The organism is Streptacidiphilus albus JL83 (assembly GCF_000744705.1).
In the GTDB taxonomy this organism is placed as follows: Bacteria; Actinomycetota; Actinomycetes; order Streptomycetales; family Streptomycetaceae; genus Streptacidiphilus; species Streptacidiphilus albus.
The window spans coordinates 8,234,966-8,248,021 of sequence record NZ_JQML01000001.1; the positions used below are offsets into that span (position 1 = coordinate 8,234,966).

The 13,056-nt window shown below is 75.1% G+C and carries 10 protein-coding genes and 5 tRNA genes; 6 read left to right on the forward strand and 9 right to left on the reverse strand.

Annotation, left to right across the window (positions count from 1 at the left end; all coding sequences use genetic code 11):
* Positions 1–60: 60 nt before the first annotated feature.
* The 3 genes from cobA to BS75_RS35865 all read left to right on the forward strand — a co-directional run bounded on the left by cobA (position 61) and on the right by BS75_RS35865 (position 2,538).
* Entirely contained in the window at positions 61–1,293 is a 1,233-nt protein-coding gene (cobA, locus tag BS75_RS35855) for a uroporphyrinogen-III C-methyltransferase (protein WP_034091193.1), read from the forward strand.
* A 23-nt stretch (positions 1,294–1,316) separates the two neighbouring features.
* A complete protein-coding gene (locus BS75_RS35860; RefSeq protein WP_034091194.1) occupies positions 1,317–2,138 on the forward strand; it encodes a TrmH family RNA methyltransferase in 822 nt (273 codons plus the stop codon).
* A 100-nt stretch (positions 2,139–2,238) separates the two neighbouring features.
* On the forward strand, positions 2,239–2,538 hold the full coding sequence (locus tag BS75_RS35865) for a hypothetical protein (protein ID WP_034091195.1): 300 nt from the start codon (positions 2,239–2,241) through the stop codon (positions 2,536–2,538).
* 67 nt (positions 2,539–2,605) lie between these two features.
* Here the strand turns inward: BS75_RS35865 and BS75_RS47290 are convergent, their stop codons facing one another.
* The 4 genes from BS75_RS47290 to BS75_RS35885 form a co-directional block, all read right to left on the reverse strand.
* Positions 2,606–4,615: a protein kinase domain-containing protein gene (locus BS75_RS47290; RefSeq protein WP_231607992.1), complete on the reverse strand. Its 2,010-nt coding sequence runs from the start codon at positions 4,613–4,615 to the stop codon at positions 2,606–2,608.
* 171 nt (positions 4,616–4,786) lie between these two features.
* Positions 4,787–6,220 (reverse strand): wax ester/triacylglycerol synthase family O-acyltransferase, encoded by a 1,434-nt coding sequence (locus BS75_RS35875; protein ID WP_231607993.1) that lies wholly within the window; start codon positions 6,218–6,220, stop codon positions 4,787–4,789.
* 59 nt (positions 6,221–6,279) lie between these two features.
* Complete coding sequence (locus BS75_RS35880; RefSeq protein WP_034091196.1) at positions 6,280–7,521, reverse strand: beta-ketoacyl-[acyl-carrier-protein] synthase family protein; 1,242 nt, start codon at positions 7,519–7,521, stop codon at positions 6,280–6,282.
* Positions 7,518–7,751, reverse strand: coding sequence for an acyl carrier protein (locus BS75_RS35885; RefSeq protein ID WP_034091197.1), 234 nt, complete (start codon positions 7,749–7,751; stop codon positions 7,518–7,520). Before BS75_RS35885 ends, BS75_RS35880 begins: the two co-directional genes overlap by 4 nt.
* A 224-nt stretch (positions 7,752–7,975) precedes the next feature.
* Between BS75_RS35885 and BS75_RS35890 the strand changes: the two genes are divergently transcribed.
* The 3 genes from BS75_RS35890 (at position 7,976) to BS75_RS35900 (ending at position 11,742) form a co-directional block, all read left to right on the forward strand.
* Positions 7,976–8,497 (forward strand): NUDIX domain-containing protein, encoded by a 522-nt coding sequence (locus BS75_RS35890; RefSeq protein WP_034091198.1) that lies wholly within the window; start codon positions 7,976–7,978, stop codon positions 8,495–8,497.
* Between the two features lie 186 nt (positions 8,498–8,683).
* Positions 8,684–10,255 (forward strand): prenyltransferase/squalene oxidase repeat-containing protein, encoded by a 1,572-nt coding sequence (locus BS75_RS35895; protein WP_034091199.1) that lies wholly within the window; start codon positions 8,684–8,686, stop codon positions 10,253–10,255.
* A 26-nt stretch (positions 10,256–10,281) separates the two neighbouring features.
* On the forward strand, positions 10,282–11,742 hold the full coding sequence (locus BS75_RS35900; protein WP_063771437.1) for a cytochrome P450: 1,461 nt from the start codon (positions 10,282–10,284) through the stop codon (positions 11,740–11,742).
* Between the two features lie 499 nt (positions 11,743–12,241).
* On the opposite strand, the gene BS75_RS35905 is transcribed toward BS75_RS35900, so the two are convergent.
* The 5 genes from BS75_RS35905 to BS75_RS35925 form a co-directional block, all read right to left on the reverse strand.
* A tRNA-Val gene (locus tag BS75_RS35905) sits at positions 12,242–12,313 on the reverse strand.
* 70 nt (positions 12,314–12,383) lie between these two features.
* Positions 12,384–12,455, reverse strand: a tRNA-Val gene (locus BS75_RS35910).
* A 29-nt stretch (positions 12,456–12,484) separates the two neighbouring features.
* Positions 12,485–12,556: transfer RNA gene (locus BS75_RS35915), tRNA-Val, on the reverse strand.
* A 37-nt stretch (positions 12,557–12,593) separates the two neighbouring features.
* Positions 12,594–12,664 (reverse strand) — tRNA-Cys (locus tag BS75_RS35920).
* A gap of 35 nt (positions 12,665–12,699) precedes the next feature.
* Positions 12,700–12,771 (reverse strand) — tRNA-Gly (locus BS75_RS35925).
* Between the last annotated feature and the right edge of the window lie 285 nt (positions 12,772–13,056).

Sequence of the window (13,056 nt, forward strand, 5' to 3'; positions counted from 1 at the left end):
AGGACGGGAGCCCCGTGCCGCCGGAGCACGGGGACCGCCCCGGAGAATTGGAGCGCCACCATGCCCGTACCCGCAGCCCAGGACGACCGCTCGGCCGTCACGCCCTACCCGCTGGGGCTGCTGCTGGCCGGACGGCGCGTCGTCGTCCTCGGCGGCGGTCAGGTGGCCCAGCGCCGCCTGCCGGCCCTGCTCGCCGCGGGCGCCGACGTGCACCTGATATCCCCCAGCACCACCCCGGCCGTCCAGGCGATGGGCGACGCCGGCGAGCTGACCTGGCACGCCCGCGGCTACCGGCCCGGGGACCTGGCCGAGGCCTGGTACGTCCTCGCGGCCACCGGCGATCCCGCCGTCAACGCGGCCGCCGCGGCCGAGGCCGAGGCCGCCCGCACCTTCTGCTCCCGGGCCGACGACGCCTCCGGCGGCACCGCCTGGACCCCCGCGCAGGGACGCCAGGACGGCACCACCGTCGCGGTCCTCTCCGGCGACCCCCGCCGCTCCGCCGCCCTGCGGGACGCCGTCGTGGCCGGACTCCGCGACGGCAGCCTCGCCGCCGCCCACCACCGCACCCACCGCGCCGGGGTGGCGCTCGTCGGCGGCGGCCCCGGCGACCCGGACCTGATCACGGTGCGCGGGCGCCGACTGCTGGCCGAGGCCGACGTGGTCATCGCCGACCGGCTCGCCCCGCGCGAACTCCTGGACGAGCTCGGCCCGCAGGTCGAGGTCATCGACGCGTCCAAGATCCCCTATGGCCGCTTCATGGCCCAGGAGGCGATCAACGACGCCCTGATCCAGCACGCCAAGGCCGGGAAGTTCGTGGTCCGGCTGAAGGGCGGCGACCCCTATGTCTTCGGCCGGGGCATGGAGGAGCTGCTGGCCCTCACCGAGGCCGGCATCCCGGTCACCGTCGTCCCCGGCATCTCCAGCTCCATCAGCGTCCCCGCCGCCGCCGGGATCCCGGTCACCCACCGGGGCGTGACCCACTCCTTCACCGTCATCTCCGGCCATGTCGCGCCCGAGGACAAGCGCTCGCTGGTCGACTGGGACGCCGCCGCGAAGATGCGGGGCACCCTGGTGCTGCTGATGGCGGTGGAGCGGATCGCCGCCATCGCCGCCGCGCTGATCGCCGGCGGTCGCGATCCGGAGACCCCGGTCGCCGTCGTCCAGGAGGGCACCACCGCCAACCAGCGCCGGGTCGACGCGACGCTCGCCACCGTGGCCGAGGTCGTCGCGGCCGAGCAGGTCCGCCCGCCGGCCGTGGTCGTCATCGGCGAGGTCGTCGGCTTGGCAGGCTGAGCGGGAGCGGGCAGGATCGACCCGTGGCCGAACTCATCACCATCGAGGACCCGAACGACCCGCGCCTGAACGACTACGTCGCGCTCACCGACGTCGAACTGCGCCGCCGCCGCGAGCCGGAGGAGGGCCTGTTCATCGCCGAGGGCGAGAAGGTCATCCGCCGTGCCCGCACGGCCGGCTACCGGATGCGCTCGATGCTCCTCTCGTCGAAGTGGATCGACGTGATGCGGGACGTCATCGACGAGGTCCCGGCGCCGGTCTACGCGGTCGCGCCGGAACTGGCCGAGCAGGTGACCGGCTACCACGTGCACCGGGGCGCGCTCGCCTCGATGCAGCGCAAGCCGCTGAGTTCGGCGGCCGACCTGCTCGCCGGGACCCGCCCGGGTGAGCGGCGCCGGGTGGTGATCTTCGAGGACATCGTCGACCACGCCAACATGGGCGCCGCCTTCCGGAACGCGGCGGCGCTGGGCGTCGATGCCGTGTTCCTCACCCCGCGCTGCGCGGACCCGTTCTACCGGCGCTCGGTGAAGGTCTCGATGGGGGCGGTGTTCGCGGTCCCGCACGCCAGGCTGGAGTCCTGGCCGCAGGACGCCGACATCTTCCGCGAGCACGGCTTCGTGCTCGCGGCCCTCTGCCTCTCGGAGAACTCGATCACCCTGGACGAGCTCGCCGCCCGGCCGTACGACCGGCTGGCGCTGGTGCTCGGCACGGAGGGGGAGGGACTCTCCGCGGAGGCGCTGCGCGCCTCCGACGAGCACGTCCGGATCCCGATGGAGGCCGGCGTCGACTCGCTGAACGTGGCCGCCGCCTCGGCCGTCGCCTTCTACGCCACCCGGCGGGTCTGACCCGGCTCCGACCCTCGCCGACATGCGGGACCGCACGCCGCAGTGCACGATCAACGTGCACTCTCGGACGCGCCCCCGGCGCCGCAGCGAGGAGGAAGCCATGGCTCATCACCACAAGTCCAACAAGGCGGTCGAAGGCGACCCCGACACCGGGCACGGGGGCGGACTGCCCCAGCGTCCCGACGAGGCGGAGCTGGAAGAGCGCACCGAGGTGGAACGGGTAGAGGCGGGCCTGCCGGCCGATCCCGGGGCCACCGCGGCCGACACCGACCCCGAGGCCGAGTACTCGGAGGAGCAGGCCGAGGTCGACCGGCAGGCCGACAGCGGCGAGCTCGCCCAGGAGGCCCGGGTCCCGAAGAAGGACCGCGAGGCGTTCCCGCCGAGCAACTACAACGGCTGACCCGGCGACTGCCCCGGCTGACCCGGCGACTGCCTCGGCCGAACCGGCGACCGGAGCGCTGCCCGGCTCAGCCCTGCTGCTGGGCCAGGGTGCCCGAGCCCGGCCAGGTCTCGGTCATCGTCCCGTCGGCGTCGGGCGTGTAGCGGGTGGTGCTCACTGGGCTCGCCCCGGAGGCCGGGGTGTGCTCCTGGCGCAGGATCGAGCCGTCCACGATCTGCCAGCTGCCGACGCCCTGCGGGGTCCCGGTAGAGGCGTGGGAGGCCAGCAGAACCGGTTCTGCACCGCCGAGGCCGAACAGTTCCACCAGGTCCTCCGGGGCGCTGCCGCCCAGCCGGGTGAGGATCACCACGGCGGCGGGGGCGCCCCGGTAGCGCGCGGGCAGCACCGCCGTCAGCGACACCGGTGACCCGCCGTCGGTGGAGTGCCCGTTCCGGAGCAGGATCATCGAACCGTCGCTCGGGTCGGGGTAACGCCGGTTCGCCCAGTCCGCGGCCGCGGCCGCGGCCGGCGTCGTCGGCAGCGGCTGTCCCGCCGCCGTGGACTGCACCGCGGTCACCGCCGTCAGCTGCGCCGCGTTCTGCACGCCCGCCGACGGAGCCGCGCCCTGCGCGGCGACGACGGCCGGGACGGAGGACCGGCTCGTCGGCACGGCCGGTCCCAGCCCCTTGGTGGTCCGGCTCTCACAGCCCTGGGCGACGGCGATGGCGACCGCGACGGCGATGGTGACGGTGATGAAGACGACGATCCGCTGACGCAGCAGCCGGCGCGACGGCGAGGGCACCGGACGGCCCGGCGGCGGCGTCCGGCGTCCGGCCACCGCCGTCGGCGCCTCACGGACCGCCGGTCGCGCCATGTGCGGCACGGTCGCCGCCTCGTCGGAGGCGGAGGCCGGGGCGTGCGGCTGGGCGCGCTTCGGCGGGTGCGGGGCGCCCTGCGCGGTGCCGCGTGCCGCTCCGGCAGCCGGGCCGGCGGTCCGGGCGTGACCAGCCTGGTGGGCCGCGGCCGACGACTGGCCGGGGCCGGCGGCGGGCGCCGAGGAGGGCAGCCCCGGCGGCAGGGGCTCGCGCACGGTCGGCGGCATCGGCGGCCGCCGGGTCGAGGGACGGCTCACCGGCCGCTGGAGGGACTGCGCCCCCTGGCTCTGCCTGCTCTGCGGCTGCGGCACGCCGGCCGACCCGCCGGCGGACTGCCGCGCCGACGGCGACGGGTGGGGATCGCCCTCGGCGGTCGCCGCCGGGTGCGGCAACTGGCTGCGTCCGATCGCGGCCCCGCGCGCGGTCAGCTCCCGCAGCCGGTCGCGCAGCTGGGTGGTGGTGGGCCGGTCGACCGGCTCCTTGGCCAGGCAGGCCCGGATCACCGGGGCCAGGGTGCCGGGGACGTCGCCCAGCTCGGGCTCCTCGTGCACCACCCGGTACAGCATCACCTCGGAGCTGCCCTGGCCGAAGGGCGAGTCGCCGGTCGCGGCGTAGGCCAGGGTCGTGCCCAGGGCGAAGACGTCGGTGGCCCCGGTCACCGAGATGCCCCGGACCTGCTCGGGGGCGAGGAAGCCGGGGGAGCCGACGGCGGTGCCGACATGGGTGAGGGTGCTGGCGCCGGTCGACCAGGCGATGCCGAAGTCGATGATCCGCGGCCCCTTGGGGGAGAGCAGGATGTTCGAGGGCTTCAGGTCGCGGTGCACCACCCCGGCCTGGTGGACATGGACCAGGCCGTCGGCCAGGGCCGCGCCGATCGCCGCGACCTCCGGCCAGGGCAGCGGCCCCTCGTCGCCGACCCGCTTGTAGAGCGAGGGCCCGGGGACGTAGGAGGTGGCGAGCCACGGGCGCTCGGCGTCGATGTCGGAGGCCACCAGCCGGGCGATGCAGCCGCTGCGGATCCGGGCGGCGGCGGCGACCTCGCGGGCGAAGCGGGTGCGGAACTCCTGGTCCTCGGCCAGCTCGGAGCGGATCAGCTTGAGCGCGACCTTCTGCCCCCGGCGGTCCGAGCCGAGATAGACCACGCCCATCCCGCCGGTGCCCAGCCGCCGGTGCAGGCGGTAGGGGCCGACGACTCGCGGGTCCTCCCGCCGGAGCCGCATCATCGCCAATGTCCCGTCCCACCGTCAGGTCCCGGTGCCGGGACTTGCTCTGATTGCCAGGCGACAGCTTACGGACTGGGTCGGTCAGGGTGCTGGTTCGCAACACCTGTGCGGCCTGTCGGATTGTCAGATTCTGCTCGGCCCGGGCGGCGGCGGACTTCGGCTGACAGACCGTCAGGGTACGGTCGGCGGCGTGGCAGCCGCTTCCAGGGCGGTCAGGGCCCGGCGCCAGAGCCCGGGCAGCTCCGCGCCACCGGTCAGTGCGCCGTCCGTGAGGAAGGTCACCTGCAGCTGCCGCCGACCGACGGTCCAGGCGATGAACAGCGGCTGCCCGGGGACCGACACCGGCAGCGGGAAGACGAGCCGGACCGGCGTGTCCCCGAAGGCCAGCGGGCGGCGCAGCCGGACGTCGGCCAGGCTCAGCGGGGTGTAGCGGGGATCGAGGCTGTGGCGCAGCCCCAGCCTGCCGTACCAGTACGGCATGCGCTGGAACAGCGCGAGGTGGCGTCGGCCGAGGTCGGCGATCCGGGCCGGCGTCACCTGCTGCTGGAGCTGCCGCAGTTGGGCCAGGGGGGAGCTCTCGCCGCAGGGCAGGCCGATCCGCAGCACCCCGGCCCGGTTGCCCAGCAGCCGGTGCGGGTCGTCCGGCCCCCGGACGCTGACGCCGAGGTTGGCGTGCAGGGTCCCGGTCGGGAGGGCGTCGGCGGGCCGGTCCCCGGGGCGCCAGGACCGGAGGGTCCCGGTCGCGGCCGCCAGGCAGACCTGGTTCAGGCTGGCGCCGGTCGCGCGGCAGACGGCGTGCAGCCCGGCCAGATCGACCACGGCGGTGGAGACCGAGCGGCGCCCGGTCAGCGGCCGGTCAAGACCGGACCAGGAGGCGCTCCGCCGCAGCGGCGGCAGCAGCTCCCGGACGGTCACCGCCCGGAACCGCCCGGCCCCGCCACTACCGGCGGACGAGGAGGCGGACGAGCCGGAGGAGGCGCCGGTGGCCGTCCCGGCGGACGCGGTTCCGGGCGCGCCGGCGTGCGGGCCGACCGGACGGCGCGGCGGGACCGGCCAGCGCGCGCCGAAGAGCTCCTCCGCCGTCGCCATGGCGGCCGCACCGTCCTGGAAGGCGTGGTGCGCGCGGTAGCACAGCGCATAGCCGACTCCGTCGGCCGAGCCGCCGTCGGCCGAGCCGCCGTCGGCCGAGCCGCCGTCGGCCGAGCCGCCGTCGGCCGCCGACCGGAGCAGCCACACCCCCCAGCGCGGCCGGTCCTCCGGCAGCGGCAGGTCGAGCACGGCCGCCAGCAGCCGGTCCGGGTCCCCGGCGTCCGCACCGGGCAGCACCAGCTCGTGGACGTGCCGGGCCGGGTCGAAGGAGCGGTCGACCACCCAGCGCGGCCGGGTCGGCGGCCCGTCGATCCGGCAGCTCAGCTCCGGGACGGCCGGCAGCCGCGCGGCGAGGTGGGCGACCAGCTCCGCGCGGGTGGGCGCGGGGCCGTCCAGCAGCAGCACCAGGCCCAGGTGCATGGCGCTGTCGGCGCCCCTCCGCGCGAGGTCGAGGGTGATCCGGTCCTGGGTGGACAGCCGGGGGAGTGCCTCGGGAACGGACAGCAGCAGGGTCACGGGCAGCCTTCGACGTGGGAGCCGCACCGGAGCGGTGCGGCAGCGGGTGGAGCGCGGAGTCAGGCGGGGGCGAAGGCCAGCACGGCGTTGTGGCCGCCGAAGCCGACCGAGGTGGACAGCGCCAGGGCGGGGCGCTGCCGACGGCACTCGGTCACCACGTCCAGCTCGACCCCGGGGTCGAGCGCGACCAGGTTGGCGGTGGGCGGCACCAGCCCCTGTTCGACCGTCAGCACCGTCAGCGCCGCCTCCACCGCGCCGGCCGCGCCGAGCAGATGGCCGGTGACCCCCTTGGTCGAGGTCACCGAGGGGCCGTGCGGCAGCAGGGCGGAGAGCACGGCGGCCTCGATCGCGTCCCCGCGCCTGGTCCCGGTGCCGTGGGCGTTCACATGGGCCACCGCCTCCGGTCCGGCGCCCGCGTCGGCCAGCGCCGTCCGGACGGCGGCGGCGATCCCGGCGCCCTGCGGATGCGGCGAGACCACGTGGTGGGCGTCCGAGGAGGCGCCGTGGCCGACGATCCGGGCCCGGACCACGGCCCGGCGGGCGCCGGCGTCGGCCGGCCGCTCCAGCACCAGCACACCGGCCCCCTCGCCCATCACGAAGCCGTCCCGGTCCGCGTCGAAGGGGCGCAGCGCGCCGCCAGGGTCGTCGTAGCGCCGCGAGAGCGCGCCGAGCCGGTCGAAGCCGGCCAGGTAGAACGGGGTGACGGCGGCCTCGGCCCCGCCGACCACGGCGATGTCGCAGCGGTCCAGCAGCAGCAGGTCCCGGGCCGTGCCGAGGGCCGTCGCGCCGGACGCGCAGGCGGTGTTGACGGTGAAGCAGGATCCGGTGGCCCGGAACTCGATCGCCAGCTGCGCGGCCACCGAGTTGCCCAGCGAGCTGGGCACCGCGTACGGCGAGATGCCGGCCGGTCCGGTCTCCAGCAGGAAGCGGTGCTCGGCCTCCAGCGTGCCGGCGCCGCCGGTGCCGGTGCCGATGACCACGGCCACCCGGGCGCCGTCCCAGGAGCCCGGATCGAGTCCGGCGTCGGCCAGCGCCTCACGGGCGGCCAGCAGGGCGAGCTGTGCGCAGCGGTCGGGCCTGCGGGCGGCGGCCCGCCCCAGCCGCTCCGGCTCGAACGGCCCGACCCGGCAGGCCAGCTGGAACGATTCACCGTTCGAGCCGCCCTCCGGCGGCTGCCTGACCACGCGCTCCAGCACGGTGCTGGGCAGCCCCTTGCAGACCCGCTCCCAGCTGGCCGGACACCCGTCGCCCGCCGGTGTCACCAGGCCGATTCCGGTGACACACACGTCTGTTCGGGTCATCGGGCCGCGACCGGGGCGCCGTCGACGACGGTGACCAGGTCGGCCAGCGTGTCCGCGCCGGTGATCTCCTCCTCGGTGACCGCCAGACCGTGCTCCCGCCGCAGGACCAGGGCGAGTTCGGCGACGGCCAGGGAGTCGAGCCCGGCCTCCTCGCGGATCGCCTCGGGCACGATGTCCGCCTCCGGCAGGCCCATTGCGATGAGGATGCACTTGAGTTCGTCGAAGGTCATGGCACTCCTGACAGTTGGGAACGGACGGGGACGGCGGGCCGGTCCGGGGCCGATCGCCCCGCCGGGGCCGCTGTCGCCACCGGGGCGGTCGGGCAGCGACGTTGGCGGCCGGGGCCGTCGGCGCAGGTGATTCATCACGGAGAGTATGGCATAGGCTACGATGCGTGAGAGCTGATCTTGCCGCAGCCGGTCTTGCCGCAGAGGGACGGAGGTGATCGCGTTCCATGGCCCACGAGTTGATCGACTACGTCGATGCCCACGACCGCCCGGTCGGGTGCGGTCCCCGCGGCCTGGCCGCCGCCATGGGCCTGCTCTACCGGGTGTCCGCCACCGTCTGCGGCGACCGGGAGGGCCGGGTGCTGGTCTACCGGCGGCCGGAGGGCGCGGCCGTCTTCCCCGGCCACTACGACGTCCTGGTCGGCGGGTCCGTGCGGGCCGGAGAGAGCTATCTGCGGGCGGCCGTACGCGAACTGGACGAGGAGTGCGGGATCCGCCCGGCCACGCCGCCCCGCGAGATATTCCGGACCCGCCGGTCCTCGCCGGTCGGACCCTGTTGGCTCGCGGTCCATCGGGCCGAGGCCGAAGGGCCGTTGTGTCCGGACCTGCGCGAGATCGCCTGGCACGCGTTCCGCGACCCGCAGGACCTGCTCGACGGCGCGCTGCAGCCGTTCATCCCGGCCGGGGCCGAGGCGCTGCGCCGCCTGGCCGTCCCCGGGCCCGGCCCGGACCGGCCCGCCGCCGGCTGACCCGCCCGGCCGCCGCCCGCCGCCCCGCCCGCCGACAGCCCGCCCGCCGCCCGGCCGTCGACCCGTCGATCCGTCGGCCGGTCCCGGGCTCCGCTGCGGCGGCGCTGCCGCGTCGCCGTGCCGCTGCGGACCTGCGCCGGACCTGCGCCCGACCGTCCCCCTCCCGCCCCCCGGAAAGCCCTGACGATGACCTTCGCCCTGCTGCCGCATCCGATCCCCGGGCAGACCCGGTTCCCGACCGGTGAACTCCTGGCCTGCCGCGACCGGTTGGCCCGGCGCGTCCGGGCCCGGGTGGGCCCCGGCGGGCTGCTGCGCTCGCCCTGCGAGAGCCGGGTGCTGGAGTCGGCACTCGCCCTGCGGCTGCTGACCGCCGAGGAGGCCGCGCCGCAGGACTGCCGCCGACTGGCCGACTACCTCGGCGCCACCCTCGACAGCAGCCCGCCGGACGACGTCCAGTACGCCATCGGCCGGGCCGCGCTGGGCTGCGGGGCTCCCGACGGCGGCCCGGCCGCCTGGGCCCTGCACTCGCTCGACCACTTCACGGTCGACCGCAAGCGGCTGATGTTCCGGACCATCCTGGCCGAGCTCGGGCACGCCGACTTCCCGGCCGCACCGCCGGTCGCCTTCGACGCCGGCGGCCAACAGAGCTGGCTGCAGCTGGAGATGACCGCGCTCAAGGTGATGGCGGCCTTCGGCACCGACAGGCCGCAGCTGGTCACCGAGCGCGACTGGGCCGCGCTCGCGCCGGCCGTGCGGCCGGGAGCGGCCTGGGAGGGCAACCACCTGGCCCGGCTGCTCGGCCTGCTGGCGCTGCGCAAGCACCCCGGGCACCGCGAAGCCGTCCGCCGGGCGCTGCCCGACGTCACCGCCGCGCTGCGCCCCGACGGCGGGATGCCGTTCATCGCCGGCATGGACGTCTTCGCCACCGCCACCGCCGGGCTCGCGCTCACCCTGGCGGGTTACGCCGGGCCGCTGGTGCGAGTGATGACCGGGGCGCTCGCGGCCCGGCAGAACCCCGACGGCGGCTTCGGCTTCCACCCGGGCGTGGCGCAGAGCGACGTCGACGACACCTCCTACGCCATCGAGTTCCTGCGCGCCGCCGCCCCTGCCGAGCAGCACCGGACCGTCGCCTCGGCCGAGTCCTACCTGCTCGCGCAGCGCAACCCCGACGGCGGCTTCCCCACCTTCGTCCAGGGCACTCCCTCCGAGGTCGCGATGACCGCCGCCGCCGTCAACGCGCTGGCTCCCAACCCGGCCCACCGCCATGTGGTCGAGCGCGGGGTCCGCTTCATCGCCGCCCACCAGCAGCCCGACGGCAGCTTCGAGCGGAGCTGGAGCCGCAACGCCACCAACGCGGTCTTCCGGGCGGTGCTGGCCTGCGACACCGACCGGACCGGGGGCGGCGCGGCGCAGGGCAACGCCGCCTGCCGGCAGCGCGCCGTCCGGCACCTCGTCGACGCCCGCAACGGCGACGGCGGCTGGGGCCACCAGCACGGCGACGCCAGCGACCCGATCAGCACGGCCTACGCGGTGATCGCCCTCAGCCGCTCCGAGCAGCACCGCGGGACGCTCCGGGACGCTCTCGGCTACCTGGTCCGGCACCAGCGCCCGGACGGCGGCTACACCAGCCGTCCGGACCAGGCCGGTCCCCGGCCGCTGCTCTACGACGTCCCCGCGCTGGCCGACGTCTGCGTCCTGCTCGGCCTGGCCCACGCCACGGCCGTCCCGGCCGTCCCGGTCACCACCGCCCGCGGATGAACACCCCTCAGAAAGGACCAGCGGCCATGCCCGGCACCACCGTCCCACCCGCTCCCACCGCGCCGCCGATCGCCCCCGGCGGCCTGCCCGTCCTCGGCCACGCCCGACAACTGCTCAGCAACCGGCTGGGGTTCCTCCAGGAGCTGCGGGCCCACGGGGACGTCGTCACCGTCACCGTCGGCTCGCTGCGGCTCTACGTCGTCAACAGCCCGGCGCTGATGCGGGAGGTGCTGATCAGGCGTGCCGCCGAGTTCGGCAACAGCGAGCAGTACCTGCTGATGGCCCGGATCACCGGCAACGGCCTGCTGCTCTCCGAGGGCGCCTTCCACCGGCGCCAGCGCCGACTGATCCTGCCGGCCTTCAACCACGCCCGGATGAACGGCTACGCCGACGCGATGAGCGACATCGTCGACGCCTGGACCGACAGCTGGACCGACGGTCAGGAGCTGGCCGCCGCCGACGAGTTCGGCTCGCTGGCGACCGAGATCGTGGTCCGCTGCCTGTTCTCGCGCGGCATCGACCGGGCCGCCATGGACCAGGTCGTCCAGGGCATGCCGCACCTGATGACCTGGGTCGGCAGCCGCGGTCTGGACCCCACCGGCGTGCTCGCCAAGCTCCCGACGCCGATCAACCGCCGCTTCCGCAGCAGCCTGGACGCGCTGCGCACCATCGTCGACCGGGTCATCGCCGACCGCAGGGCCGGCGGCCAGGAGGCCGACGACCTGCTGGCGATGCTGCTCCGGGCCGAGGACGCCGAGACCGGCGAGCCGATGGCGGACCAGCAGGTCCACGACGAGGTGATGACCTTCCTCACGGCCGGCACCGAGACCACCTCGCGCGCCCTGGCCTGGAGCGCCTACCGCCTCGGCCGGCACCCGGAGGTGCTGGCCCGGCTCCAGGCCGAGGTGGACCGGGTGCTCGAAGGGGGCAGGACCGCCCGCTTCGAGGACCTGCCCAACCTGCCCTACACCCGCCGGGTGCTGACCGAGGTGCTGCGGCTCTACCCGCCGGGCTACCTGCTCTCCCGGGGAGCCCTCGCCGACACCGTCCTCGGCGGGCACCTGGTCCCGGCCGGCGGGACGGTCATGCTCTCGCCCTACGCCCTGCACCGCGACCCGGCGCTGTTCGGCGACCCGGAGAGCTTCGACCCGGACCGCTGGTCGCCCGAGCGCGCCGCCGACGTCACGCCCGAGGCCTACCTCGCCTTCGGCCTCGGCCCGCACGGCTGCCTGGGCGAGGGCTTCGCCTGGACCGAGATGACCATCGCGCTGGCCACCCTGGTCGCCCGCTGGGAGCTGGTCCCGGTCTCGCCGGACCCGGTCACCCCGATCCCCACCTTCTCCCTCGCCTGCGGCCGGATGCCGATGACGCTGGTCCGGCGCACCCCGGGCAGCGTCCGCCGGGCCGGGTCGACCCGGCTCGGGGCGACCCGGATCGGCGTCCAGGCCACCGGCGAACGCGACGCGCTGAGCCGCAGCCGGCCGTGACCCTCAGGGGCAACCCCCAGCTCCCCCGAGGCCGGGGGCCGGGGGAGTCCACCTCCGGTAGTAGGCCCCACCGGGCCGCCTCCTCCCTCGGTATGCCGTTCGGACGGTCCCCCCGCATGACGTGGCGGAGGGGGCCGCGCCCGTAGGTTGGTACCAGCGGTGGGCGGGGAGCTCGTCCCCCGAGGTGCCTCACCCGCCGCTGCCGATCCGAACGCGCACATCGCGGTGGACATGAGGAAGTTGGGGGCAGGGCTGTGTCCGTGCACACAGGAGCGTCAGTACGTCGCCGTCGCCGTGTCGACGGGACCAGGAACCCGCTGGTGGCCCTCGCCATCGCCGTGCCGGTCGCGGCCCTGCTCGCCTACGCCTTCGGCGACTGGTCGCAGTTCACGATCCACGCCACCGCGGTGGTCCACCTGATGCACCACTAGCAGGTGGCGGCAGCGCCGCCAACACGAAGGCCGCCCCGGTCAACTGCTCACCGGGGCGGCCTCTTCGGTGCGCGATACTGGGATTGAACCAGTGACCTCTTCCGTGTCAGGGAAGCGCTCTCCCGCTGAGCTAATCGCGCGGGACGGTACTGCTACCGCTTACTGCTGCTGCGGGTTGCTGCCGCTGCAAGCCCTGGCTGACCAGGACAGTGCGCGATACTGGGATTGAACCAGTGACCTCTTCCGTGTCAGGGAAGCGCTCTCCCGCTGAGCTAATCGCGCGGGGACGGTACTGCTACCGCTTACTGCAGTGCGCGATACTGGGATTGAACCAGTGACCTCTTCCGTGTCAGGGAAGCGCTCTCCCGCTGAGCTAATCGCGCGGGCGGCGACGATGACGCTGTCGCCGGTACTACTGTGAGGTGGAGACGGGATTTGAACCCGTGTAGACGGCTTTGCAGGCCGTTGCCTCGCCTCTCGGCCACTCCACCGAGTGAGTCGAGGACCAACCGACGGTCCTCTTCCGAGCGGATGACGGGATTCGAACCCGCGACCCTCACCTTGGCAAGGTGATGCTCTACCACTGAGCCACATCCGCATGATCTCCGATCGGCGTTCCGCTTGTTTCTTGCGGTCCGCGTCCTGGCGACGTGTTGAACTTTAGCGGATTCCGGGCCCAGCTCAAATTCCGTATCCCCGACGACCTGCGGCGAGCCGCCGGAGCACCCCTGGAAGCCTCCTCCCGGACACCTCCGGGACGCCTGCCGGCCGACCGCTCCCGGCCCCGCGCCGCCCTGCCCCCGAAGGCCGGGGAGCCCTCCGTACAGCCACTTCCGTCGGCGGGAACCTAGACTTCGGCAACGCGGAGACCCCGCAGCCCCAC